This window comes from Cystobacter fuscus (assembly GCF_044360685.1).
Classification (GTDB): domain Bacteria; phylum Myxococcota; class Myxococcia; order Myxococcales; family Myxococcaceae; genus Cystobacter; species Cystobacter fuscus_C.
In genome coordinates, this window is record NZ_CP043491.1 from 10,120,931 (window position 1) to 10,145,538 (window position 24,608).

21 protein-coding genes are annotated in these 24,608 nt (G+C 70.3%); 17 read left to right on the forward strand and 4 right to left on the reverse strand.

What is annotated here, in order from left to right; genetic code table 11:
• Nucleotides 1–86 precede the first annotated feature (86 nt).
• The 11 genes from F0U63_RS41525 to F0U63_RS41575 all read left to right on the forward strand — a co-directional run bounded on the left by F0U63_RS41525 (nucleotide 87) and on the right by F0U63_RS41575 (nucleotide 13,473).
• A complete protein-coding gene (locus tag F0U63_RS41525; protein WP_395839373.1) occupies nucleotides 87–686 on the forward strand; it encodes a histidine phosphatase family protein in 600 nt (199 codons plus the stop codon).
• Between the two features lie 64 nt (nucleotides 687–750).
• Complete coding sequence (locus tag F0U63_RS41530; RefSeq protein ID WP_395839376.1) at nucleotides 751–2,241, forward strand: RCC1 domain-containing protein; 1,491 nt, start codon at nucleotides 751–753, stop codon at nucleotides 2,239–2,241.
• Nucleotides 2,238–3,668: an RCC1 domain-containing protein gene (locus tag F0U63_RS41535; protein WP_395839378.1), complete on the forward strand. Its 1,431-nt coding sequence runs from the start codon at nucleotides 2,238–2,240 to the stop codon at nucleotides 3,666–3,668. Before F0U63_RS41530 ends, F0U63_RS41535 begins: the two co-directional genes overlap by 4 nt.
• Nucleotides 3,665–5,083, forward strand: a complete 1,419-nt coding sequence (locus F0U63_RS41540) for a di-heme oxidoredictase family protein (RefSeq protein ID WP_395839380.1) — start codon at nucleotides 3,665–3,667, stop codon at nucleotides 5,081–5,083. Before F0U63_RS41535 ends, F0U63_RS41540 begins: the two co-directional genes overlap by 4 nt.
• 99 nt (nucleotides 5,084–5,182) lie before the next feature.
• Nucleotides 5,183–6,304, forward strand: coding sequence for an imelysin family protein (locus F0U63_RS41545; RefSeq protein WP_395839383.1), 1,122 nt, complete (start codon nucleotides 5,183–5,185; stop codon nucleotides 6,302–6,304).
• A gap of 6 nt (nucleotides 6,305–6,310) precedes the next feature.
• The gene (locus tag F0U63_RS41550) at nucleotides 6,311–7,687 is read left to right on the forward strand and encodes a di-heme oxidoredictase family protein (RefSeq protein ID WP_395839385.1); all 1,377 of its coding nucleotides are present in this window, start codon (nucleotides 6,311–6,313) and stop codon (nucleotides 7,685–7,687) included.
• Nucleotides 7,684–8,784, forward strand: a complete 1,101-nt coding sequence (locus F0U63_RS41555) for an imelysin family protein (protein WP_395839387.1) — start codon at nucleotides 7,684–7,686, stop codon at nucleotides 8,782–8,784. Before F0U63_RS41550 ends, F0U63_RS41555 begins: the two co-directional genes overlap by 4 nt.
• Nucleotides 8,785–8,797: 13 nt before the next feature.
• Nucleotides 8,798–10,108: an HTTM domain-containing protein gene (locus F0U63_RS41560; RefSeq protein ID WP_395839390.1), complete on the forward strand. Its 1,311-nt coding sequence runs from the start codon at nucleotides 8,798–8,800 to the stop codon at nucleotides 10,106–10,108.
• A gap of 66 nt (nucleotides 10,109–10,174) precedes the next feature.
• A complete protein-coding gene (locus F0U63_RS41565; protein WP_395839393.1) occupies nucleotides 10,175–10,942 on the forward strand; it encodes a type 1 glutamine amidotransferase domain-containing protein in 768 nt (255 codons plus the stop codon).
• 97 nt (nucleotides 10,943–11,039) lie between these two features.
• Nucleotides 11,040–11,207, forward strand: coding sequence for a hypothetical protein (locus tag F0U63_RS41570; RefSeq protein ID WP_002622900.1), 168 nt, complete (start codon nucleotides 11,040–11,042; stop codon nucleotides 11,205–11,207).
• Between the two features lie 82 nt (nucleotides 11,208–11,289).
• Nucleotides 11,290–13,473 carry a spermidine synthase gene (locus F0U63_RS41575; protein WP_395839395.1) on the forward strand — a complete coding sequence of 728 codons (2,184 nt, stop codon included), beginning with the start codon at nucleotides 11,290–11,292 and terminating at the stop codon, nucleotides 13,471–13,473.
• Between the two features lie 5 nt (nucleotides 13,474–13,478).
• Here F0U63_RS41575 and F0U63_RS41580 read toward each other — a convergent pair whose 3' ends face one another.
• The 3 genes from F0U63_RS41580 to F0U63_RS41590 form a co-directional block, all read right to left on the reverse strand.
• The gene (locus F0U63_RS41580) at nucleotides 13,479–14,042 is read right to left on the reverse strand and encodes an anthranilate synthase component II (protein ID WP_395839398.1); all 564 of its coding nucleotides are present in this window, start codon (nucleotides 14,040–14,042) and stop codon (nucleotides 13,479–13,481) included.
• Nucleotides 14,039–15,529 carry an anthranilate synthase component I family protein gene (locus F0U63_RS41585; protein ID WP_395839401.1) on the reverse strand — a complete coding sequence of 497 codons (1,491 nt, stop codon included), beginning with the start codon at nucleotides 15,527–15,529 and terminating at the stop codon, nucleotides 14,039–14,041. The genes F0U63_RS41580 and F0U63_RS41585 overlap by 4 nt, the downstream gene beginning before the upstream one ends.
• 117 nt (nucleotides 15,530–15,646) lie before the next feature.
• A complete protein-coding gene (locus tag F0U63_RS41590; RefSeq protein WP_395839403.1) occupies nucleotides 15,647–16,300 on the reverse strand; it encodes a type 1 glutamine amidotransferase domain-containing protein in 654 nt (217 codons plus the stop codon).
• Between the two features lie 257 nt (nucleotides 16,301–16,557).
• On the opposite strand from F0U63_RS41590, the gene F0U63_RS41595 reads away from it, so the two are divergent.
• Together F0U63_RS41595 and F0U63_RS41600 are read left to right on the forward strand one after the other, a co-directional pair.
• Nucleotides 16,558–17,070, forward strand: a complete 513-nt coding sequence (locus F0U63_RS41595; RefSeq protein WP_395839406.1) for a GreA/GreB family elongation factor — start codon at nucleotides 16,558–16,560, stop codon at nucleotides 17,068–17,070.
• A 53-nt stretch (nucleotides 17,071–17,123) separates the two neighbouring features.
• Nucleotides 17,124–17,642 (forward strand): NADAR family protein, encoded by a 519-nt coding sequence (locus tag F0U63_RS41600; RefSeq protein ID WP_395839408.1) that lies wholly within the window; start codon nucleotides 17,124–17,126, stop codon nucleotides 17,640–17,642.
• Nucleotides 17,643–17,660: 18 nt separating this feature from the next.
• Here the strand turns inward: F0U63_RS41600 and F0U63_RS41605 are convergent, their stop codons facing one another.
• Entirely contained in the window at nucleotides 17,661–18,464 is an 804-nt protein-coding gene (locus F0U63_RS41605) for an SDR family oxidoreductase (RefSeq protein ID WP_395839411.1), read from the reverse strand.
• Between the two features lie 81 nt (nucleotides 18,465–18,545).
• Here F0U63_RS41605 and F0U63_RS41610 point away from each other — a divergent pair, with 81 nt between their 5' ends.
• The 4 genes from F0U63_RS41610 to nrfD all read left to right on the forward strand — a co-directional run bounded on the left by F0U63_RS41610 (nucleotide 18,546) and on the right by nrfD (nucleotide 24,606).
• Nucleotides 18,546–18,902 (forward strand): HNH endonuclease, encoded by a 357-nt coding sequence (locus F0U63_RS41610; RefSeq protein ID WP_395839413.1) that lies wholly within the window; start codon nucleotides 18,546–18,548, stop codon nucleotides 18,900–18,902.
• A 398-nt stretch (nucleotides 18,903–19,300) separates the two neighbouring features.
• Nucleotides 19,301–19,963 (forward strand): cytochrome c3 family protein, encoded by a 663-nt coding sequence (locus F0U63_RS41615; protein ID WP_395839416.1) that lies wholly within the window; start codon nucleotides 19,301–19,303, stop codon nucleotides 19,961–19,963.
• A 23-nt stretch (nucleotides 19,964–19,986) separates the two neighbouring features.
• Entirely contained in the window at nucleotides 19,987–23,157 is a 3,171-nt protein-coding gene (locus F0U63_RS41620; RefSeq protein WP_395839418.1) for a TAT-variant-translocated molybdopterin oxidoreductase, read from the forward strand.
• 3 nt (nucleotides 23,158–23,160) lie between these two features.
• Nucleotides 23,161–24,606 carry an NrfD/PsrC family molybdoenzyme membrane anchor subunit gene (gene nrfD, locus F0U63_RS41625; RefSeq protein ID WP_395839421.1) on the forward strand — a complete coding sequence of 482 codons (1,446 nt, stop codon included), beginning with the start codon at nucleotides 23,161–23,163 and terminating at the stop codon, nucleotides 24,604–24,606.
• The last annotated feature ends 2 nt before the right edge of the window (nucleotides 24,607–24,608 follow it).

The following is a 24,608-nucleotide window of genomic DNA, read 5'->3' on the forward strand; positions in this document are numbered from 1 at the left end:
AGTCCTGGTCTTCCGTTAATACTTCTTAAAACCCCAGGCCCGCCTGCTCGCTCCTCCCCCCGGAGCATCTCCCCCAGAGGTCCGCGATGAATCAGTCCCTGCCGCTCGTCGTTCTCGTCCGCCACGGAGAAACCGCGTGGAGCCGCACCGGCCACCACACGGGCCGCACGGACCTGCCCCTGCTGGAAGAAGGGCGGCAGATGGCGTTCAAGCTGCGCGAGCCCCTGCGCCAGTGGGACTTCGCCGCCGTGTGGACCAGCCCCCTGCGCCGGGCGATCGACACGTGCGAGCTGGCCAACCAGGGCCACGGCGCCGAGCAGCGCGCGGACCTGACGGAGTGGGACTACGGCACCTTCGAGGGCAAGACCAAGGCGGAGATCCGCGCCCTGGAGCCGGACTGGAGCATCTGGAAGAAGGGCGTGCCGGGCGGAGAGAAGATCAAGGACGTGGGCCTGCGCGCCGACCGCATCATCGCCGGCATCTACAAGGCCAAGGGCCCCGTGCTCCTCTTCTCCCACGGCCACCTGCTGCGCGTGCTCACCGCGCGCTGGCTGGGCCTGGCACCCACCGACGGACGCCTCTTCGTGCTGGGCACCGGCTCCATCAGCGTGCTCACCGTCCACCAGGATGATGCCAACCAGCCCGTCATCCAGCGCTGGAACGACACGCACCACCTCAACAAGTGACCTCCGGGGCGGCCCCCCCGTCCCCTTGCGCCTCGAAGACGCGCCCTGTTACAAGCGCGCCCACATGTCGATATTGCGAGTCAATTTCAACTCCCGGTCCGTCCCCCTTTTGCTGCTGGCGCTGCTGGGGGCGTGTGGAACGAGGGAGGAGGACCCGCCAGAGACAGACACGCAAGCGCCTCGCATCACGCTCACCGCGCCGCTGGACGCGTCACGCGTGGCGCTCGCGCGCTTCCAGGTGGCGGGCACGGTGGAGGATGACTCGGGACTCGCGGAGCTGAGCTGGCGGCTCAACGAGAGCGAGCCGATGGTGCTCGGCGCGGAGGGCGGGCAGCGGCGGGCGCTGGACTTCGAGCTCCAGCCGCGTCCGGGCCGCAACGTCCTGGTGGTGCACGCACGCGACACGCGGGGCAACGAGGCGACGTCCTCGGTGAGCTTCACCTTCGGCAACCAGACGGGCGCGGGAGCGCTACACGGCGGCGCGGTGCGCGACGGCGTCCTCTACACCTGGGGACGCAACAACCGGGGGCAGCTCGGGCTCGGGAGCACCACGAACAGCAAGAGCCCGGTGAAGGTGGAGGGGCTCGCGGACGTGGCCGCCATCGCCTTCGCCCAGAACAACTCCCTGGCGATTCAGCGGGACGGCTCGGTGTGGACGTGGGGAGACAACGCGAGCGGGCAGCTCGGCCTGGCGGTGCCCGGCGCGTCCGACACGACGGTGCGCCTGGTGCCCACGCGCGTGCCCGGCATCTCCGACGCGGTGGCCGCCGCGGTGGGCTACAGACACATGCTGGTGCTGCACCGGGACGGGCACGTGTCCGCGTTCGGCGAGAACGGCAACGGCCAGCTCGGCGACGGCACCACCACGGATCGGCACTTCCCCGTGCCCGTCTCCGGGCTCACCGACGTCGTCCGGGTCATCGGCGGCTCGCAGCACTCGGCCGCGCTGCGCCGCGACGGCACCGTCTGGGTGTGGGGCAACAATGGCTATGGCAACCTCGGCTTCGGCACCCACGACGACGAGCCCCACGCCACGCCCACGCGCGTGCCCGGCCTCACCGGCGTGGTGGACCTCGCCAACGGGCGCGACCACCTGCTCGCCCTGCACGAGGACGGCACGGTGTCCGCCTGGGGCCTCAACGCCAGCGGCCAGCTCGGTGATGGGCAGATGGGCGCGGAGGACCAGCGCGACAGCCCCGTCCAGGTCCAGGGCCTCACGGAGGCCACCGCCGTCTTCGCCCAGGGCACCATGAGCTTCGCCCTCCGGCGCGACGGCACGCTGTGGGGCTGGGGCGAGAACGTCAATGGACAGCTCGGCACGGGAGACACCACCCGGGCCTCCGTGCCCACCACCCCGGTGCTGCTGCGCGTGGAGCCCCCGGAGCCCCTCACCGGCCTGGACGACGTGAGCCCCGGCGCCACCCATGTCATCGCCCACCATCGGGACGGGCCGCTGTTCGCCTGGGGCTGGAGCGTGGGAGGTTCGCTGGGCGGTGGCTCGAACCAGTTGGAGCAGTGGGCCTATCCCCTGCCCCAGCAGGTGGTGTTGCCATGAGCCCGGGAACCGCCCTCCGCGCCGCGAGCCCGCTGCTCGCGCTGTGCGCCCTCGCCTGTGGCCACGAGCCCCCGCCCCCGGCTCCGCCCGCGCCCGACACCCAGGCGCCCCATGTGCGCCTCCTCTCCCCCGCCGAGGGGCAGGACGTCGCCGCCTTCCAGGTGCATGTCCGGGGAGCGCTCGAGGACGACCAGGGCGTGGTGCGCGCCTCCTGGTCCCTCAATGGCGCGCCGCCCGTGGACTTCACACCCTCGGCGGCCTTCACCCTCGAGGGCCGCCCCCTCCCGGGCACCAACCACCTGCGCGTGGAGGCCGTGGACGCGGCGGGCAACACGGGCGTGGCCGAGGTGCGCTTCAAGTGGGGCACCTCGCTCGCCGCGGGGCTGTCGCACTCGGCGGCCCTGCGCGACGGCCAGCTCTTCACCTGGGGCGGCAACGACGCGGGGCAACTGGGACGCCCGGACGCCGGCAACACGCCCCTCCCCCTTCCCGTCCCGGGGCTCGCCCCGGTGCGCGCGGTGATGGCTGGACCCTCCTCGACCCTCGTCCTCCTGGAGGACGGCGGCGCGTGGGCCTGGGGCACGCTGCCCCGGGGACTCGTCCCGGCGCGAAAGGAGCCCTCCACGCCCACCCGGGTGGAGACTCCCGGCCCGGTGGTGGACGCGGCGCTTGGCGCGAACCATGCCCTGCTGCTGCTCGCCGACGGCACGGTGCTCGCGGTGGGAAGCAACACGAAGGGACAACTGGGGCTCGGCTCGACCGCGCCCGTGGAGGCGCCCACGCGTGTGCCCGGCCTGTCGGACATCGTCCGCGTGGCCGTGGGCACAGCGCACTCCGTGGCGCTGCGCCGCGATGGCACCGTCTTCACCTGGGGCGACAACGGCGATGGACAGCTCGGCAACGGAGAGCTGGATGCCACGCCCCACCCCGAGCCCCTGGAAGTGGCGCACCTCGGCCGGGTGGTGGACATCGCGACGGGACGAGGCCATGTGCTGGCGCTCGGCGCGGACGGCCGCGTGCGGGCGTGGGGCCTGGGCATGTCGGGACAGCTCGGCCATGGCAAGAGTGGGATGCTCGGAAGCCGGGCCCAACCCGTGGACGTGCTGGACGTGAAGGACGCGGTGGCCGTGTCCGCCCTCAACAACGTCGGCTTCGCGCTCTCGGCCTCGGGGACGCTCTGGGCGTGGGGGCAGAACTCCAACGCGCAGCTCGGGGACGGCAGCCTCGCGGAGCGGCCGAGGCCCATCCAGGTCCAGGGGCTCGGGCCCGTGCGCGCCGTGGCTGCGGGCTCCCTGCACACGCTCGCCCGCACCCGGGACGGGGACTGCCTCGCCTGGGGCGCCAACCATGACGGGCAGCTCGGCGCGAGCACGCCCTCCGAGGGCTCTCCCCGCTCTCCGACTCCCCTCCCGGTGGTGTTCCCATGAAGCCCGCGCACACGCTCGTCACCGTCGGCTGGGGCCTGCTCGTCGCATGTGGCCCGACCTCGCGGGCACCGGATGATGGCCCCCACCCGAGCCATGCGGTGGTGGAAGCCGGGGAGGAGCGCCCCGGAGGCGGAGCCACGGTGCGGGACACGAGCGCGCAGGCCTTCTCGCGTCCCGCGCCCTCGCTCTCCCCGTCGCGGCTGTCCGCGTTCGGCGCGGGGGAGGCCCTGTTCGAGGCGGACTGGTTCGCGGCGCCCGACTCACGAGAAGATCGCGATGGCCTCGGCCCGCTCTTCAATTCCGTGTCCTGCGAGGCGTGCCACTTCCAGAACGGACGCGGCGCTCCACCCCAGGGCTCCGAGCAGCCCACGGTCTCGCTGCTCTTGCGCCTGAGCGTGCCCGGCGAGGGTGAGCACGGGGGACCCCGGCCCGAGCCCACCTATGGAGATCAACTCCAGACGCGGTCGATCTCCGGAGTGCCCACCGAGGGACGCACCACGCTCACCTGGGAGGAGAGCTCGGGGACCTTCGCGGATGGAGAGCCCTGGACGCTGCGCGCGCCCGTGTATGTCCTCTCGCGGCTCGCCCACGGGCCGTTGTCGCCGGACGTGCGCCTGTCTCCGCGGGTGGCGCAGCCGCTGGTGGGGCCGGGGCTGCTCGCGGCGGTGCCCGAGGAGAGCCTCCTCGAATGGGCGGATCCCGAGGACGCGGATGGAGACGGCATCTCCGGGCGGCCCAACCGGGTGTGGAGCGTGCGCCGGGGGCGGTGGGAGCTGGGCCGCTTCGGCTGGAAGGCCAACCAGCCCGACCTGGAGCAGCAGAACGCCGCGGCCATGAGGGGGGACCTCGGCATCACCTCGCCGCTCTTCCCCACCGAGGCCTGCACCGCCGCGCAGGCCACCTGCCTCTCGGCCTCCTCTGGAGGAGCCCCCGAGTTGGACGAGGGCAAGCTGGCCGCTCTCACCGCCTACACCGCCGCGCTCGCCGTCCCCGCCCGCCGCGGGCATGACCAACCCCAGGTGCTCCAGGGCAAGGACGTCTTCCACCGCGTGGGCTGCGCCCGCTGCCACCGGCCCTCGCTCGAGACGGGAGAGGTGGAGGGCCGCCCCGAGCTGTCCCACCAGCGGGTGTGGCCCTACTCGGACCTGCTCCTGCATGACCTGGGGGAGGCGCTCGCCGACGGCTACGACGACTTCCTCGCCACCGGCAACGAATGGCGCACGCCCCCGCTGTGGGGCCTCGGCCTGACGCGCACCGTCAGCGGCCACACGCGCCTGCTCCACGATGGCCGGGCCCGCACGGTGCTTGAGGCCATCCTCTGGCACGGTGGCGAGGCCCAGGCCGCCCGCGACACGGTGCTCCGCCTGTCCCGCGCCGAGCGCGACGCCCTCCTCGCCTTCCTCGACTCGCTCTGAATGGCTCTGCCACCGCGCGTCCCGGAATCCTTGGGGACCCACATTTTGACAATGATTAGCAAATTCATTACGAAAGCACACTCGACGAGGGGATTGGTCATGACGAAGCAGGGTTGGCTGGCATTGATGGCGGCGGGCACGCTGTTCACCGCGGGCTGTGGCACGAATGCGCTGGAGGAGTCGCGCGCGCGGCCGGTGGTGGAGCGCTACGCGGCGCTGACGTACGAGAACTACACGGATGTGGTGAAGAAGACCGAGGCACTGCACACGGCGGTGGAGGTCTTCGTGGCTGATCCGACCGAGACGAAGCTGGCGGGGGCGCGCAATGCGTGGCTCGACGCGCGCGCCTCCTATGGCCAGAGCGAGGCCTTCCGCTTCTACGGCGGCCCCATCGACGATGAGGACACCGGCCCCGAGGGGCAGATCAACGCCTGGCCGCTGGACGAGGCGTACATCGACGGCATCATCGACGGCCAGGAGCCGCTGACCCAGGAGCTGATCACCTCGATGAACGAGCGCGATGGAGAGACGAACATCTCCTCGGGCTATCACGCCATCGAGTTCCTGCTGTGGGGCAAGGACGAGAGCGACACGGGCCCGGGCAACCGGCCCTACACGGACTTCGTCGACGGGATCACGCCGACCAACGCCGAGCGGCGCCGGCAGTACCTGAGCCTCGTGACGAAGCAGTTGGTGGAGGACCTGGAGTCCGTGCGCGCGGCGTGGGCGCCTGGCCAGGACAACTACCGCAAGACGTTCGTGGCCGAGGCCCCCAAGGAGGCCGTGCTGAAGATCCTCACCGGCCTGGGCAGCCTGAGCGGCGCCGAGCTGGCGGGCGAGCGCATGACGGTGGCCTACGACAACAAGGACCAGGAGGACGAGCACTCCTGCTTCAGCGACAACACGCTCGCGGACCTGCACGCCAACGCGGTGGGCATCCAGAACGTGTACCTCGGGCGCTATGGCGGCACGGACGGCGCGGGCCTGGACGAGCTGGTGGCCGCGGTGGACCCGAAGCTGAACGACGAGATGAAGCAGCGGCTGCAAGCCAGCATCGACGCCATCCAGGCGATCCCCGCCCCGTTCGATCAGGCTATCATGGGCAATGACAGCAGCCCGGGGCGGCAGAAGGTGAAGGCCGCCATCGACGCGCTGCGGGCGCAGACGGAGACGCTCGTCGACGTGGCCACCGCGCTCGGCATCCAACTCAACCTGGAGTAACCCGACATGCGGCGCGCGCTCATCCCCCTCCTGTGCCTGCTCGCCAGCGGCTGTGGTGACGACGACGCTCCCACGCCGGAGGAGGCGTTGCCGGGCGGAGAGACAACGGTCCACGACACCACACGCAACGCCTTCGCCCTGGCGGCGCGCAACCTCCAGGGCGAGCGGCGTGACGCCTTCTTCGTGGGCAACGCCCTGTTCAACCGCAACTGGGTGACGGCGCCCGCCTCCGCCGAGGGCCTGGACGGGCTGGGGCCGACGTTCAACGCCTCGTCGTGCGCCGCATGTCATTTCAAGGATGGCCGGGGCAAGCCCCCGACCGAGCCGGGGGAGAAGCCCCTGTCACTGCTCTTCCGGCTGAGCATTCCCGGCGTGGACGAGCATGGGGGACCCCTGGCGGATCCCGTCTATGGCGGGCAGCTCCAGCCGCTCTCCATCCTCGGTGTCCCCGCCGAGGGGCAGATGGCGCTCTCGTACAGCACCCACGAGGGCCAGTACGCGGACGGCACGCCGTGGTCGCTGGAGGAGCCCCACTACACGCTGGAGAACCTGGCCTTCGGCGCGCCCCACCCCGAGCTCATGGTGAGCCCGCGCGTGGCGCCGGTGATGATCGGCCTGGGCCTGCTCGAGGCCATTCCGGACGCGGCGTTGGAGAAGCTCGCGGATCCCGAGGACCGGGATGGAGATGGCATCTCGGGCCGGATCAACCATGTCTGGGATGTGCGGGCCGGGGCAGTGCGCGTGGGGCGCTTCGGCTGGAAGGCCAACCAGCCCTCCCTGAGCCAGCAGAACACGAGCGCCTTCCGGGGCGACATCGGCATCACCTCGGCGCTGTTCCCCGACGAGGATTGCCCCTCGGTGCAGACGGCCTGTCAGCAGGCGCCCAAGGGGGGCACGCCCGAGGTGGACGAGCAGAAGCTGAACCAGGTGACGTTCTACTCGCGGATGCTGGCGGTGCCCGCGCGCCGGGACGCGGACGTGCCCGACGTGCTGCGCGGCCGGAGCCTCTTCCGCGAGGTGGGCTGCGCGACCTGCCACGTGCCGCGCCACGAGACGGGCACGGTGGAGGACGCTCCCGAGCTGTCCGGGCAGATCATCTTCCCGTACACGGACCTGCTGCTGCACGACATGGGCGAGCAGCTCTCCGATCACCGTCCCGACTTCGAGGCCACGGGCAGCGAGTGGCGCACGCCGCCGCTGTGGGGCATCGGGCTCGTGAAGACGGTCAACCGCCACACGCGCTTCCTGCACGATGGCCGCGCCCGCTCGCTGGAGGAGGCCATCCTCTGGCACGGAGGCGAGGGCGAAAAGGCCCGGGAGCGCTTCCGCAACCTCTCCGCCACCGAGCGCGCCCAACTGCTGCGCTTCCTGGAGTCCCTGTGAACCCCCTCTCGCGCCGTCTGTTGTCCGTCCCGCTCCTGCTGTCGCTCGCCCTCGCGGGGTGTGGGGACTCGCAGGGCACCACCTTGCGCTCGGCCTTCCTCGGGGAGCTGGGCGAGAAGAGCATCCTGCCCACCTACCGGGACTTCGACACGCGCACGGGTACGCTCGCCACCGCGCTCACGGAGCTGGAGCGCACGCCCACCGAGGCCACGCTCGCCACGGCCCAGTCCGCGTGGCGCGCCGTGCGCGAGCCCTGGGGCATCCAGGAGGCGCTCCACATCGGCCCCTCGGAGGAGCTGCACACGGGCGCCGCGGTGGATCAGGTGCCCTCGACGAGCGGCATCGACAGCCTGCTCGCGGGCACGACGCCGCTGACCGAGCAGAGCGTCGGGGAGCTGGGTGCCAACCGCAAGGGCATGATGGCCATGGAGTACGTGCTCTTCGACTCGCAGGCGGGCAACGCGGCGGTGCTCACGCGGCTCACCGAGGGAGACGCCGGAGCGCGCCGCCGGGCCTACCTGCGGGCGCTCGGGGCCGTGCTGCACACCAACGCGGTGGAGGTGCACAACGCGTGGGAGCCGGATCAGGGCAACTACGTCGCGCAGCTCGCGAGCGCGGGCACCAGCGGCAGCAAGTACGCCACCCAGAAGGAGGCGGTGGACGAGATCGTCAATCGCCTCATCGGCTCGGTGGAGGTGGCGGAGCTCAAGCTGTCCAAGCCGCTCGGGTTCGAGACCGGTGGCACCGTGCGGCCCGAGGAGGAGGAGGCACGGCGCAGCGACAACTCGCTCGCGGACCTGACGCACGCGCTCGTGGGCATGGAGCGGCTGTGGACTGGACCGGAGGGCAATGGAGGGCTCGCGCGCGTGGTGGCCGCCACCAACAAGAACCTGGACACGACGGTGCGAGGGGAGCTCGCGGCGGTGCGCTCGGCGCTCGAGTCCATTCCGCCCCCGCTGCGCACGGCCCTGCTGCAGAACCGCGAGTCGGTGGAGGCCGCCCGCGCCGCCCTCTCCAACCTGCGCGCCACGCTCGCCTCCGAGGTGGTGGCCAACCTGGGCGTGACGCTCAAGTTCAACGACAACGATGGGGATTGAGGCCGCGCCCCGCGTGCGAGAGCGGCTCGGCGCGGCGCTCTTCGCGCCCGTGGATCGCGCCTCGCTCGTGGCGTGGCGTGTCCTCTTCGGGCTGTTGATGACCGTCGCCGTCGCGCGCTTCTTCGCGTACGGGTGGATTGAGGAGCACTACCTCGCGCCCCGGGTGCTCTTCCCCTTCGCGGGGCTGGAGTGGATCCGCCCCTGGCCGGGCGTGGGCATGTACGTCCACTTCGTGCTGATGGGCCTGGGAGCGCTGGGAATTGCCTTCGGCGTCGCCTACCGGCTGAGCGCGCTCACGTTCGTGCTCACCTTCACGTACGCGCACCTCATCGACCGGACGTACTACCTCAACCACTACTATTTCATCTCGCTGGTGGGGCTGGTGATGGTGGTGCTGCCCCTGGACCAGAAGGGCCCCGTGCCCGCGTGGTGGCTGTGGCTGCTACGGGCGCAGGTGGGCCTCGTGTATGTCTTTGGCGGGGTGGCCAAGCTCAAGCGGGACTGGCTCGTGCATGCCCAGCCGTTGAAGATCTGGCTCGCGGCGAGCACGGACCTGCCCGTGCTCGGGCGGTTGTTCGAGCTGCCCTGGGCCCCGCATGCCTTCAGCATCGCCGGCGCGGTGTTCGACCTGGGCGTGGTGCCCGCGCTGCTGTGGCGGCGCACGCGCGGGCTCGCCTTCGCGGCGGTGGTGGCATTCCATGTCATCACCCGGCTGCTCTTCCCCATCGGCATGTTCCCGTGGGTGATGATCTCCGGCGCGCTGCTCTTCTTCCCTCCGGACTGGCCCCGGCGGCTCGCGGCCTGGCTGCGGAGGCTGCCCGCGTCGCTCTCGCCCCCCGCGGCACGCTCCTCCTTCCGCGCGTCATGGACGGGCCCCGTGCTGGCCGCGGCGTTCCTCGGCGTGCAGGTGCTGCTGCCCCTGCGCCACCTGCTCTACCCGGGCGACGTGATGTGGACGGAGGAGGGCTTCCGCTTCTCGTGGAACGTGATGCTGATGGAGAAGGACGGCATGGCGGAGTTCCGCGTCAGCGAGCCCGCCACGGGCCAGTGGTGGGTGGTGTCTCCGGGCAAGTACCTCGCGCCCTACCAGGTGAAGATGATGGCCACGCAGCCGGACATGCTGCTGACGTTCGCGCACTACCTGGCGCGCGACTTCGCCGAGCGGGGCCACCCGGGCGTGGAGGTGCGGGTCAACGCCTTCGCGAGCCTCAATGGCAGGCCCCGGCAGCGGCTCGTGGACCCCACGGTGGACCTGGCCCGGGTGGGCTCCTGGGATAGCGTGAGCGCGTGGGTGCTGCCCTTCCAGGACGTGGAGCCGCCCTGAGCGGATGACCCGCCGCGTCACCAAGGGTATTGCCGACGCGGGGGAACTCATGCGAAGGGGCCGGACATGACTTCTACGCGCCGCGTCATCATCCCCCTGCCCGATCGAGACTTCGATGTGACCGAGGTGGCCGTGCCCTGGCGCCTGCTGGTGGACGCGGGCCACGAGGTGGTGTTCGCCACCGAGCGGGGACAGACGCCCGCCGCGGATCCGCTGCTGCTCACGGGAGTGATCTTCGGAAAGCTCGGCGCGGAGCCCGAGCCCAAGCGCTTCTACGAGCAGATGATCCAGAGCCCCGCCTACCAGAAGCCCATCACCTGGGAGGCAATCGAGCCCGAGGCATATGACGGGCTGGTGCTGCCCGGGGGACACGCGCCCGGCATGCGGCAGTACCTGGGCAGCGAGGCGCTCCAGGCGAAGGTGGCGGCGTTCTGGAAGCTCGGGCGGCCGGTGGGAGCCATCTGCCACGGGGTGCTGGTGCTCGCGCGGACGAAGGACGCATCCACCGGCAAGAGCCTGCTGGAGGGCCGGCGCACCACGTGCCTGCCCAAGTACATGGAGCGCGCGGCGTACTTCCTCACCGCGTGGAAGCTGGGGCGCTACTACCGCACGTACCCCGCCTACGTGGAGGAGGAGGTCCGCGAGGCCCTGGCGCCCTCGGGCCGGTTCGAGCGGGGACCGCGCGAGTACTCCCGGCGCGGCACGGCCACGGACCATGGGCCGGCCTTCGTGGTGGAGGATGGCGACTACGTCTCCGCGCGCTGGCCCGGGGACGCCTACCTCTTCACCGAGCGCTTCCGGGCGAAGCTCGAGGCCCGAGCGGCCCGGGGTTGAAGTCCGCGGGCGCTGGTAGCAGCCTGACGGGTGGGGAGTTCCCCGAGGGGGCTCTCCGGGCAGGCACGGCGTGTCGCGAGAACGAGGAGGGCAACGGATGAAGAACAAATACGGTTCGAGTTCCCTGGCCGGCTGGCAGCCCGCCAAGCCCAAGAAGCAGGGCAACCCCGTCTCGAAGATGACGCTGGTGGCGGGACGCCGCATCGGCGGGGCGCTCCGGGCGGAGCAGGCCCGTCAGCAGAAGCGGCGCGACACGAAGCGCTGAGCGGGCGGACGAGCGAGCCCCGGATTCGTTGGTTTGCTCGCACCAGGGGTATCATCCGGCGAGGGGCTCGCCCCTCCCGCCTATGCTCCGTTACGCCGCGACCCTCTTCCTCAGCTCGTTCCTGCTGTTTGGCGTGCAACCGCTGGCGGGCAAGTACTCCCTGCCCTGGTTTGGTGGCACTCCGGCGGCGTGGACGACCTGCATGCTGTTCTTCCAGGTCATGCTGCTGGGCGGCTATGCCTATTCCCACGCGAGCGCCCGGTGGCTCTCGTCGCGGCGGCAGGCGCAGGTGCACCTGGCGCTGCTGGGTGTGACGGTGGCGGTGCTGGGTGTGCGGGCGGTGGTGTGGGGCTCGCCGGTGGCCCCCGGGCCCGAGTGGCGCCCCACGGCGGAGGGCATCTCCAGCACGCGGCTGCTGGCCATGCTCGCCTCCACACTGGGCCTGCCCTTCTTCACCCTGTCCACGTCCGCGCCCCTGTTGCAGAGCTGGTTCAGCCGCGTGCGTCCGGGGGCCTCGCCCTACCGGCTCTACGCCCTGTCCAACACCGGCTCGCTGCTGGCCCTGCTCGCCTATCCCGTGCTCGTCGAGCCCTGGCTGGGCCGGGGCGTCCAGGCCTGGGTCTGGGCCGGAGGCTTCCTGGTGTTCTGCGCGGGTGGCGCGGCGTGTGCTTGGAGCGTGCTGCGCCTCGAGGACGTCCCCGCCCGGCCGCGCGAGGAGAGCGCCCCCGAGGCCGCTCCGGGCGTGGCGCGCACCCTGGCGTGGCTGGGGTTGAGCGCATGCGCCTCGGTGTTGTTGCTGGCCACCACGAACCAGTTGTCGCACGACGTGTCGGCGGGCCCCTTCGTCTGGGTGCTGCCGCTGGCGCTCTACCTGCTGACCTTCATCATCGCCTTCGAGCGCGAGGCGCTCTACTCACGCCCCCTCACCGCGATCGCGCTCCTGGTCGCCGCGGCGGGGGTGGGCTACGTCACCTATCAGGGCTCGCTCGCCTCGCTGTCCTCGCTGCTGTTCTTCCGCGGTCTGGCGCTGCTGGCCGGTGCCCTGCTGTGCCACGGCGAGCTCTACCGGCTGCGGCCGGGTCCGCGCCACCTGGGTGCCTTCTATCTCTGGGTCTCCGTGGGCGGTGTGCTCGGCGCGGTCTTCGTCCACCTGGTGGCGCCCCGCCTCTTCCACTTCTATCTGGAGTACCCGCTCACCCTGAGCGTGTGCTGCCTGCTCGCGGCGATGCTGCTGCTGCGCCGCGCTCCCGAGGAGACGCTCGCGCGGGCCGCTCCGCGCTACGTCCCGGCCCTGCTCCTGCTGCTCATGTCGTTCGTGGTCACCCGGTCATTCCTCGACGAGCGTCAGGCGCTCCAGTACTGGCGGGGCTTCTTCGGGGTGGTGCAGGTGTCGGAGGCGAGGAGCCGTGGCGACGTGGACCATGCCTTCATGCTGCACCACGGCGGCATCCTCCATGGCTTCCAGTACACCCGGCCCGAGCGGCGCGGGAGCCCCACGGCGTACTACACCGCCGACAGCGGGCTGGGACTGGCGCTCGCCGAGCAGCGGCGGCTGCGGGAAGCCGCGGGCCAGCCCACCTCGCTGCGCGTGGGGGTGCTGGGGCTGGGCGTGGGAACGACGGCCGCGCTGGGGCGGGCCGGGGACACGCTGCGCTTCTATGAAATCGATCCCCAGGTCATCGCCCTCGCGCGGGGCCTGGGCGGCTACTTCTCGTACCTGGGCGACTCACCGGCCCGGGTGGAGGTGGTGGAGGGGGACGCGCGCATCATGCTGGAGCAGGAGCTGGCGCGGGGAGAGGCGCAGGGCTTCGACGTGCTCGCGCTGGACGTGTTCAGCTCGGACTCCATCCCGGTCCACCTGCTCACCGAGGAGGCGGTGGCCGTCTACCAGCGGCACCTGGCGCCGGGAGGCGTGCTGGCGATGCACATCAGCAACCTGCACCTGAACCTGTTGCCCATCGCCGTGGCGCACGCCTGGGTCACCGGCCTGCACGCCACCCTGGTGAGTACCGAGACGAAGGGCGAGGCGCGCAACAGCAGTTGGATGCTCTTGAGCGCGGACGCCCACTTCTCCCGGGGAGACACCTTCCTGCGCGCGGGCGAGCGGGTGGAGCGGCTCGCCTATGACAAGCCGCCGCCCACGCGGTGGACGGACGAGCGGAGCAGTGTGCTGCCCGTGCTCCGGGTGCTCGGCGGGAGCGAGGAAGGCATCTTCGAGGAGCCCGCGGAGCCACCCGCTCCGGTGGCGGTCCCCGCGAGCCCCTGAGCCCGTTAGAAGCGGCCGTCGAGGAAGTTGCGCACGAGCTTGGGCCCCTCGGGCGTGAGCACGCTCTCGGGGTGGAACTGCACGCCCACCACGGGCCGCTCGCGGTGGCGCAGCCCCATGATGAGGCCCTCGGGAGACCACGCCGTGGCCTCCAGCTCCGCGGGCAGGCTCGGCGCATCCACCACGAGCGAGTGGTAGCGCGCCGCCTGGAAGCCCACGGGCATGCCCGTGAAGATGCTCTGGCCCGAGTGGCGCACGGACACTGTCTTGCCGTGCACGGGCTCGGGGGCGCGCACCACCTGGCCGCCGAAGACGGCCCCGATGGACTGGTGTCCCAGACAGACGCCGAGCACGGGCACCTTGGCGCCGCGGATGGCCGCCATGCTCACCCCGGCCTCGTTGGGCGTGCACGGCCCGGGCGACACCACCAGGTGCGACGCGCCCGAGGCCGCCACGCCCTCGGCGTCGATTTCGTCATTGCGAGCCACCGTCACCTCGGCGCCCAGCGTGTAGAGCAGCTGCACGAGGTTGAAGGTGAACGAGTCGTAATTGTCGATGACGAGGATCACCGCACACCTCCCTCACGGGCCTGCTTCAGGGCCGTGGCGAGCACCCGCGCCTTGGCCTCGGTCTCATCCGCTTCCTTCGAGGGCACCGAGTCAGCCACGAGCCCGGCGCCGGCCTGCCACATGGTGCGATCGCCATCGATGTAGAAGGTGCGCAGGGCGATGGCCAGGTCCAGCGCGCCGCAGAAGGACAGGTAGCCCACGGCGCCCGCGTAGGGGCCGCGGCGCATGGGCTCCAGCTCGTCGATGATCTGCATGGCGCGGATCTTCGGCGCACCGGACACGGTGCCCGCGGGGAACGTCCACGCGAGCGCGTCGAGCGCGTCGTACTTCGCGTCGAGCCGGCCGCGCACCTGCGAGACGATGTGCATGACGTGGCTGTAGCGCTCGATGACCATGAGGTCCTCGACGCGCACCGAGCCCGGAGCGGCCACGCGGCCCACGTCGTTGCGGCCCAGGTCCACGAGCATCATGTGCTCGGCGCGCTCCTTCTCGTCGGCGAGCAATTCCTTCTCGAGCGCCAGGTCCTCGGCCTCGGTGGCGCCGCGGCGGCGGGTGCCGGCGATGGGGCGCACGACGACGTCCCCGTCGCGCACCTGCACGAGCAGCTCCGGCGAGGCGCCCACGAGGGCCCGTGCCTCGCCCATCTCGATGTGGAAGAGATAGGGCGAGGGGTTGATGCGGCGCAGGGCGCGGTAGAGGGAGAGGGGCGGCGGGGCGCCGCGGGCCTCGAAGCGGCGGGCGAGCACCACCTGCATGCAGTCACCCGCGCGGATGTATTCCTTCACGCGCTCGACGGCGGCCTCGTAGCCGGCGCGATCCCAGCCGACCTTCACGTCCAGCTCGCCGCGCATGGGAGGAGAGGGGGCGTAGGCATCCGCGGAGATGGGCCGCAGCAGGCGCTGGGCAATGGCCTCGGCACGGGCCTCGGCGTCCTGGAGGGACTGGGAGACGCTGCCATGGCGCGAGGGCCGGGCGATGGCGGTGGCCTGGATCGTCTGGGAGCGCGAGTCGAGGGTGACGAAGTCATCACACACGAGCCACTCGGAGTCGGGGAAGGAGACGTCCGAGGGGTGGCGGTCGGGCACATGGCGCTCGAACCAGGACATGCAGTTGTAGCCGAGGTAGCCCACGAGGCCGCCGACGAAGGGGGGCTCACCGGGGAGCTTGGCCACGGCGTTCTCGCGCCAGACGGAGCGCAGGACGTCGAGCGGCTTGCCCTCGAGGCGCTGCGACTGTTCGCCGCGCCAGAGGGTGCCGCCGCGGGAGTCGAGCCTCAACCGGCCGCTGGGCGCGGTGGCGACGTGGCTGTAGCGGCCGAAGCGCTCGCCACCTTGGCAGGACTCGAGGATGAAACCGCGTGCGCCACCGAGCTTGAGGTAGGCGGAGAGCGGCGTGTCGAGGTCGGCGGGGAGCACGACGGAGACGGGGACCGCCTCGCCCTTCTCCGCGCGCTGGCGGTAGGCCGCCTTGCGCTCCTGAGCGTTCATCACATGCCTCTGGGTAGGGAGCCCCCGCTCATGACGAGGGTCCGCCCAGTTTATCTCCCGTCCTGGAAATCCGCGAAAGGGGGGGTTGATCACCCTTCCCGGAAGGGAGCCCGCCCCTCAGCGCGCGAGCGCCTCGCGCACGGGACGGATGGCGATGAGACCCAGCAAGGCGGCAATGGCCCAGCGGCCCCAGTGCGAGCGCTCCTGCGCCAGGTGGTTGCGGGGCGCGTACTCGGCGAAGAGCGACACCATGCCCTTGATGAAGTGGCGCATGTCTTGAGGTCCACGGCTGGTGAACCACCGCCCGTCGAGCACCCCGGACTCATCGCGCCACTCGGCGCCCGCGTTGCGGATGTCATCCTTGATGCCCGGCCAGGACGACAGCCTGCGCCCGTTGGCGAGGCCCGCCGACACGAGCACCCAGGGGCCATGGCACAGCGTGGCGATGGGCCGGCCGAGCCGATCGATCTCCCGGACGAAGTCGAGCGCCTCCTCGCTCTGGCGGAGCGAGTCCGGATTCTGGAAGCCTCCGGGGATGAGCAGGGCGTCGAAGTCCCTGGGCCGCACGTTGTCCACCGTCTCGTCCACGGGGACCTTCTTGCCCGGCCACATCAGGTTGATGCCGCGAATCTTCCCCTTGTGGAGCGAGACGATGTCCACCTGGGCGCCGCGCTTGCGCAGGGCCTTCACGGGGATCGTGAGCTCCACCTGCTCGAAGCCGTCGGTTGCCAGCACCCCCACGCGGATGCCCTTCAGTACCTTTCTTGCCATGTCGTATCTCCCGGGTCTTTTTCCCTCCGGGGAAGATCGGCGCCCTTCCCCGCTCCGCCACCCCATGCTTCCCGGAGCGTGGGGGAGGCAGGGGAGCACGCCCTCCCTTCGAAGGAGGGGCCCGCCCGGCCGGTTGCTCCTTGTTGGGAACGCCGGTCCTCGGAGAGGGGGCGAGTCGTTATCGTAAGGAGGAGAACACCCGCGGCCTGGGAGCCAGAGCGGCGAGCCGGACAGGCGGCCAACCCCGGAGGGAGCACATGTCGAAGGCTTTCACCAAGGAGGACGCGGGCGGAGAAGACGTCGTCCTGCCTCCCCGCCCCCGCGCGGCAGCGGGAGAGGAGCGCTACATCACCGCCGAGGGCTACCGGGCGATGCAGGAGGAGCTGGCGGCGCTCTCGATTCCCCTTCCCCGGGAGGAGAAGGAAGCCCTGGCGTTCGCGGGAGAAGGACAGGCGCGGGAGCGGGCGCGCCGGGCGCGGCAGCTCGCCGCCATCCTGGAGGAGGTGCGGGTGGTGACCGAGGTGCCCGACGAGGCACGGGTCTTCTTCGGAGCCTGGGTGACGCTCGAGGACGAGGAGGGGGAGGAGACGGCGTATCGCATCGTGGGTCCCGACGAGGCGGACGTGAAGGCGGGGCGGCTCAGCGTCGAATCGCCCCTCGCGCGGGCGCTGCTCGGCAAGGAGGAGGGAGAGTCCGTCCGGGTGGAGCGCCCCCGCGGCGCCATCGAGTACACCGTGACGCAGGTATCCTACCGGCCCCCCACCTCCTGAACGCACCGGACGCCGTCAGGTGTTGTTGTCCGCGGCGTCCCTCTTGGTGTTCAATGAACACCAACCTGGGAGTGCAGCCGATGGATACCGTGCGCGGTGGTTTCACGTTCTTCTGGCGGTCGGAGTCTCCGTTCTCGCAGTGGCATGCCTCGGAGTTCGTGGTGGAGGGAGAGCGGTTCCTCTGCGCCGAGCAGTACATGATGTACGGCAAGGCGCGGCTCTTCGGCGATGGGGAGACGGCCGCGCGAATCCTCGTGGCGCGCACGCCCAAGGAGCACAAGGCGCTTGGACGCGAGGTGCGTGGCTTCGAGGGCGCGGTGTGGGAACGGGAGCGCGAGCGCATCGTGTATGAGGGCAACCACGCCAAGTTCACCCAGAACGACGGGTTGCGCTCGGCGCTGCTGGCCACCCGGGGAACGGTGCTGGTGGAGGCCAGCCCGTTGGACCGCATCTGGGGCGTGGGGCTGTCGGCGGAGGATCCCCGCATCCAGGATCCAGCGAAGTGGAGGGGCCTGAACCTGCTGGGCAAGGTCCTCACGCGCCTCCGGGAGGACCTGCTCGCCGCGGCCTGAGGGAGACGCGGCCGGGGCTCAGGGCGGGGCGTTCTTGATCTTCCACGCGGCCAGCCGGTCGATCAGTCCCGGCGCGAGCGCCTTGAGGGCCAGCATCACCCGCGCGGCGGGCATCATCACCCACTCGCGCTCCCGGCGCTCCATGGCGCGCAGGATGAAGCGAGCGCACGTGCGGGCGTCCATCACCCGCGCGCCCTTCTCCTCCGCCGCGTCCGGGTGCCCCGTCTTGCCATCCGGGCCGAGCGCCCGGGCCCGGATGGGGGTGGCGACGAAGCCGGGGGAGGCGACGAGCACGTCCACGCCGGTGCCGAGCAGTTCGATGCGCAGGGAGTCGAAGAAGCCCTGCATGGCGTGCTTGCTCCCGGCATAGCCGGTGCGGCCGGGCACGCCGCTCTTGCCCGTGAGGGAGGACACGGCGACGATGAGGCCCCGTCGCTCCTTGAGGGAGGCGAGCGCGTGGTGGGTGCAATAGACGGCGCCCAGGTAGTTCACCCGCAGGAGCCGCTCGAAGACGGACAGGTCCGTCACCTCCTCGAAGCGCCCGCGCATGGTGAGCCCGGCGTTGTTGACCAGGGCGTCGATTCCGCCGAAGGCCTCCACGGCGCGCGCCATGAGGCGGCGGCAGGACTCGGGGTCGCTCACGTCGGTGGGCACGGCGAGCGCCTGGCCCCCGGCCTTCTCACAGCGCTGCTTCACCCGGGCGAGCGCCACCTCGTCCCGCGCCGCGAGCACTACCCGTGCTCCTTTTTCCGCCAGAAGTACTGCCAGCTCTTCGCCGATGCCCGAGGAGGCCCCCGTGACGACCACCGTTTTGTCCTTCATGGGTCGCCACTCTAACCGACCGGCCACCGGGCGCCCCGGGCCCGCTGGCACGTAGCGCTACATACTTCTATAGAGAGGAGGGTGAGCTTCGCCAGGCGCCGCCGCATCCTCGACATCGTGGCCACGGACGCCACCTTCGAGCGGACCGAGCACCGGGGCCAGGAGGTGTGGCTGGGCAAGTGCCTGCACTGCAACGCCTACCTCGTCATCGGCCTGGACGGCGAACCCATCAGCCGCGCCACCATCGAGCACATCGTCCCCCAGGTTCACGGGGGCACGGATGACCTGGGCAACCTGGGCCTGGCGTGCGCGCGCTGCAATCAGGGAAAAGGCACCCGCCACGACCGTCACTTCCGCCGGGACGCCCGGGTGCGTGACATCGTGGATCGGCTGTTGGCGCGGCGCCGGGAGCGCTGGCGCGACCCGGACGATGCCTGACCCTCGCACGGTTTCAACCTCCCTACCAACTTCCAGAAGAGATCATCATCGCCCGCGCTTTCTGATCGCGCCACGGCGCCGGAGTCGTGCTATCCCGCGCGCCAGCCCTATTCCCGGTGCGGAACGAGAAAGGTTGACAGTCTGATAATGATGCCCGATGGTCACGCGCCGCGTTGGACTGGGACGAGGAGGAGCGACCCCGTCCACGGCATCTCTTCATTCGGTCGGGGTCGGGTTTCTTCGCGAGTCTCCTGTCTGGGCAGGAGCCGCCGTAGCCATAGCAACGCCGTGAATGCGCTTCTTGTCCCAATCTCCCCATACCCGTCTCCGGTCCGGTCGCACTGTGCTCCCGGTTGCGACCTCCGGAGCCATCCACTGATCAGCCCCTCGGTCCTGGTATGAGCGGTCCTCTCTTCCCACGTTGGACGAACACGGTGTCGCGCGCTTCGGTCGCGGCGCTCCTCGCATTCCCCGCGCTCGCGCTCGGCGGACTGATGGCGTACGTACGGTCTCCGTTCGTCACCAATCAGAACCGTCCGATCGAGCAGCCGATTGAATTCGACCACCGGCACCACGCCGGTGACGAGCAGATCGACTGCCGCTACTGCCACTTCTCCGTGGAGAAGTCGCCGTCGGCCGGTATCCCCTCCACGACGGTCTGCATGTCCTGCCACGCGCAGGTGTGGAACCAGAGTCCGTATCTGGCGCTCGTGCGTCAGGCGTACTTCACGGACCAGCCGATCCCCTGGATCCGCGTCCACAACCTGCCGGACTTCGTCTACTTCAACCACGCCATCCACGTCTCCAAGGGCGTCGGCTGCGTGACCTGCCACGGGCGGGTGGACGAGATGGGCGCCATCGAGCAGGTGGCTCCGCTCACCATGGAGTGGTGCCTGGACTGCCACCGCAACCCCGGGCCGAACCTGCGTCCGCAGGAATTCATCACCAGCATGACGTGGAAGCCGCCCGCGGATCACGCCGAGGCGGAAAAGCTCGCGGAATCGCTGATGAAAGAGAACGACGTTCACGGTCGCACGAGCTGCTCGACATGCCATCGCTGAAGCCCAAGCTCGACGGAGATTCTATGAAGGACACCCCCGCCTCCTTCGCCCTGCCGGTCGTCTCGGACGCGGCCGCCCCGGCGCATGAGCATGACCACGACGCCGTCGGCGAGGCTCTCGAGCACGCCGCCGCGCAGAGCGCCCACACCAAGACCGCCGAGGGCGCCTACGGCAAGACGTATTGGCGCAGCCTCGAGGAGAAGCTCGGCCAGCCCGAGTACCTCGAGTCCGTGCGCCCCGAGTTCCCCGAGGGCGCGGACCTGCCCCCCACGGGCGTCGCCCGCCGCCAGTTCATGCAGCTGCTCGGCGCGTCGCTCGCGATGGCCGGCGCCACCGCCTGCTCCACCCGTCCGGTGGACGAGCGCATGGTGCCCTACACCCGCACGCCGCCCGAGATGGTTCCGGGCAACCCGCTGCACTACGCCTCGGGCATGACGTTCGGGGGCCACACCTCCGGCATCCTCGTCACCGCGCGCGAGGGCCGCCCGGTGAAGATCGAGGGCAACCCGCAGCACCCGGTGAACCTGGGCGCCGCCGGTGTCTTCGAGCAGGCCTTCCTGATGTCCTTGTATGACCCGCAGCGCGCCCGCGTGCTGCGCTACCGCAAGGAGCCGCGCTCGCTGCGCACCTTCGGCGAGGAGATCAGCAACACGCTCACCCGCTCCATCCAGGCGGATGGCGGCGCGCGCGTGCGCTTCCTCACCGAGCCGAACACCTCGCCGGTGCTCGGCCACCTGCGCTCGCGCATCCAGGAGCGCCTGCCCAAGGCCCGCTTCCAGAGCTACACCGCGATCTCGCAGGATCCGGTCGCCGAGGGCACCAACGCGGTGTTCGGCCAGGCGGCCCACCCGAAGTACGACTTCTCCCGCGCGGACGTCATCCTGTCGCTGGACGCGGACTTCCTGGAGAGCCGTCCCTCCAACCTGGCCTACGCCCGCGCCTTCGCGCGCCGGCGCGATCTGGCCGAGGGCGAGCTCAACCGCCTCTATGTCGCCGAGCCGCGCTACACCATCACCGGTGGCATGGCGGACCACCGCCTGCGCGTGAAGTCGCGCGACATCTTCGGCATCGCCGCCGCGCTCGCCATGCGCGTGGGCGGTGACGCGGCGGCGCTGGGCGCCGGTGGCAGCCAGAAGGCGCAGCTCGACGCCAAGCACCAGACGTGGGTGGACGCCGTCGCCGCCGACCTGAACGCCCACAAGGGCCGTTCGCTGGTGGTGGCCGGTGAGCGTCAGCCCGCCGCGGTGCACGCCCTGGCCGCCGCCATCAACGCGGCGCTGGGCAACGTGGGCCAGACGGTGCGCTACGCGGCCTCCGCGGTGAACGAGACCACCAGCGACGCCGGCCTGCGTCCGCTCGTGGAGGAGCTGAAGAACGGCGCGGTGGACGTGCTGGTCATCACCGCCTGGAACCCCGTCTACCGCGCGGCGGCGGACCTGGGCCTCCAGGAGGTGCTGGATCCGGCCAAGAACCCCAACCGCTCCAAGCTCACCGTCATCTACACCTCGCTCTTCGAGGACGAGACGAGCGCGTTCAGCGACTGGTTCATCCCGGCCGCTCACGAGCTCGAGGCGTGGGGCGATGGCCGCTCGGCCGATGGAACGGTCTCCATCGTGCAGCCGCTCATCCAGCCGCTCTTCAACGGCGTGCCCACCTCGGAGCTGCTCGCGCTGTTCCTCGGTGAGCCGTACCGCGGCAGCTACCAGATCCTCCGGGACTTCTGGAGCCGCAGCAACCTGGCGGGCGCGGACTTCGAGACGGCGTGGGAGACGTGGGTGTCCGTGGGCATCGTGCCCGGCACCGCCGCGCAGGAGCTGACGGTGGCCCCCAACACGGGCGCGGCCCGCGCGCTGGTGGACGCCTGGCAGCCGCCCTCCGCGGACGGCCTCGAGGTGAACTTCGTCCCGGACTACAAGGTCTACGACGGCCAGTTCGCCAACATCTCCTGGCTGCAGGAGCTGCCGGATCCCATCTCGAAGATGACGTGGGACAACGCGGCCTACATCAGCCCCGAGACGGCCAAGCAGCAGAACGATCTCCAGCCGGGCGACGTGGCCACGCTCACCTACGGTGGCAAGACGCTGGACGTGCCGGTGTGGATCCTCCCGGGCATCGCGGACGGCGTGGTGGTGCTGCCCCTGGGCTACGGCCGCACGGGTCTGTTCGAGACGGTGGCCAAGGAAGTGGGCTTCAACGCCAACCGGGTGCGCAGCGTGAACGCCCCCTGGTTCGACGGCGGGGCCAGGCTGGACAAGACGCCCCGGACGCACAAGTTCTCCCTCACCCAGCAGCACTGGAGCATGGAGGGCCGCCCGCTCGCGCTCGACATGTCCGTCGAGCAGTTCCGCAAGGAGCAGGAGGACGAGAAGCACCAGAAGAGCTCCGTGTTCGCCCGCGTCCGTGGCGAGCAGGCCAGCATGCTCGGGGAGTACGAGTACAAGGACTACAAGTGGGCGATGGCCATCGACCTGGCGCGGTGCACGGGTTGCTCCGCGTGCGTGGTGGCCTGCCAGTCGGAGAACAACATCCCCGTCGTGGGCAAGGAGCAGGTGGCCCGCAGCCGCGAGATGCAGTGGCTGCGCATCGACCGGTACTTCACGGGCGATGACCTGCACGACCCGGAGATGGTGATGCAGCCCATCGCGTGCGTGCACTGCGAGAAGGCGCCGTGCGAGTACGTGTGCCCGGTGAACGCCACCGTCCACTCGGACGAGGGCCTCAACGACATGGTGTACAACCGCTGCGTCGGCACGCGTTACTGCTCGAACAACTGCCCCTACAAGGTCCGCCGCTTCAACTACCTGCACTACACCGCGGACAAGACGCCCACGCAGAAGATGCTGATGAACCCGGACGTCACGGTGCGCAACCGCGGCGTCATGGAGAAGTGCACCTACTGCGTGCAGCGCATCGAGCGCGTGCGCATCAAGGCGCGCGTGGAGAAGCGGCCCATCTTCGAGAAGGAGCTGCAGACCGCCTGCCAGCAGACGTGCCCCACCGAGGCCATCACCTTCGGAAGCCTGAACGATCCGAACGCCCAGGTGACCAAGCACCACCAGGACGAGCGCGCGTACAAGCTGCTCAAGGAACTGGGCACCTCGCCGCGTACCGCCCACCTCATCCGCCTGCGCAACCCCAATCCCGCCCTCGCGTCCGCCAAGCCCGCCGCTGCGAAGCACGAAGGAGGCCACTGAGTCATGGCCGAGACCGCAATCCATCACCCACCTGGCGTCGATCCGCTCGAGCCGCGGATGCTCGTCCCGCCGCACCACGACGACGCCTCGCTCAACGAGACCCTCCTCGACCACGTCTGGGCCAAGCCGGGCAAGGGCTGGTTCCTGCTGTTCGGAATCGCCCTGGTCGGCCTGGGCATGTTCCTGGTCGCCGTGACGCTGACGCTCGCGCGCGGCATCGGCGTGTGGGGTAACAACCAGCCCAACGGCTGGGCGTTCGACATCGTCAACTTCGTGTGGTGGGTCGGTATCGGCCACGCCGGTACCCTCATCTCCGCCATCCTCCTGCTCTTCCAGCAGAAGTGGCGCACGAGCATCAACCGCTTCGCCGAGGCGATGACCATCTTCGCGGTCATCTGCGCGGGCCAGTTCCCGCTGCTTCACACGGGCCGTCCCTGGTTCGCCTTCTGGCTCCTGCCCTACCCCAGCACGCTGGGCGCCTGGCCCCAGTTCCGCTCCCCGCTGGACTGGGACGTGTTCGCCATCTCCACGTACTTCACCGTGTCGCTGCTGTTCTGGTACATCGGTCTGATTCCGGACCTGGCGGCGCTGCGTGACTCGTCCAAGGGCAAGCTGCAGCGCATCCTCTACGGCCTGTTCTCGCTCGGCTGGCGCGGCTCCGGCCGTCACTGGCACAACTACAAGATCGGCTACCTGCTGCTCGCGGGTCTCTCCACCCCGCTCGTGCTCAGCGTGCACACGATCGTGTCCTTCGACTTCGCCACGGGCCTCATCCCCGGCTGGCACGCCACCATCTTCCCGCCCTACTTCGTCGCCGGCGCCGTGTTCAGCGGCTTCGCGATGGTGATCACCCTCATCGTTCCGGCGCGCAAGTACCTCAAGCTCCGGGACGTCATCACCGATCGCCACCTGGAGAACATGAACAAGGTCATCCTCGCGACGGGCCTCATCGTGTCCTACGGGTACATGATGGAGCACTTCATCGCCTGGTACTCCGGCAACGAGTACGAGATCTGGACCTTCTACGTGAACCGCGCGCGGGGTCCCTACGCCGGGGTGTACTGGCTGATGATCGCCTGCAACGTCATCACGCCGAACATCTTCTGGTTCAAGAAGTGCCGCACGAGCATCCCCATCATGTGGGTGGCCTCCATCGTCGTGAACATCGGCATGTGGTGCGAGCGCTTCATCATCATCGTGACGTCGCTGACGCAGGACTTCCTGCCCTCGTCGTGGGACCTGTACAGCCCGACGTGGGTGGACTGGTGCCTCTACATCGGCACGCTGGGTCTGTTCAGCACGCTCTTCCTGCTCTTCCTCAAGTTCGTCCCCGCGGTGGCCATCAGCGAGGTGAAGGAGCTCCAGCTCGAGCTCAAGCACGCCGCCCACCACGCCGCGCATGGTGCCGACACGGGCGCCGCCGGGACTCTCACCCACGGAGCGCACTGACC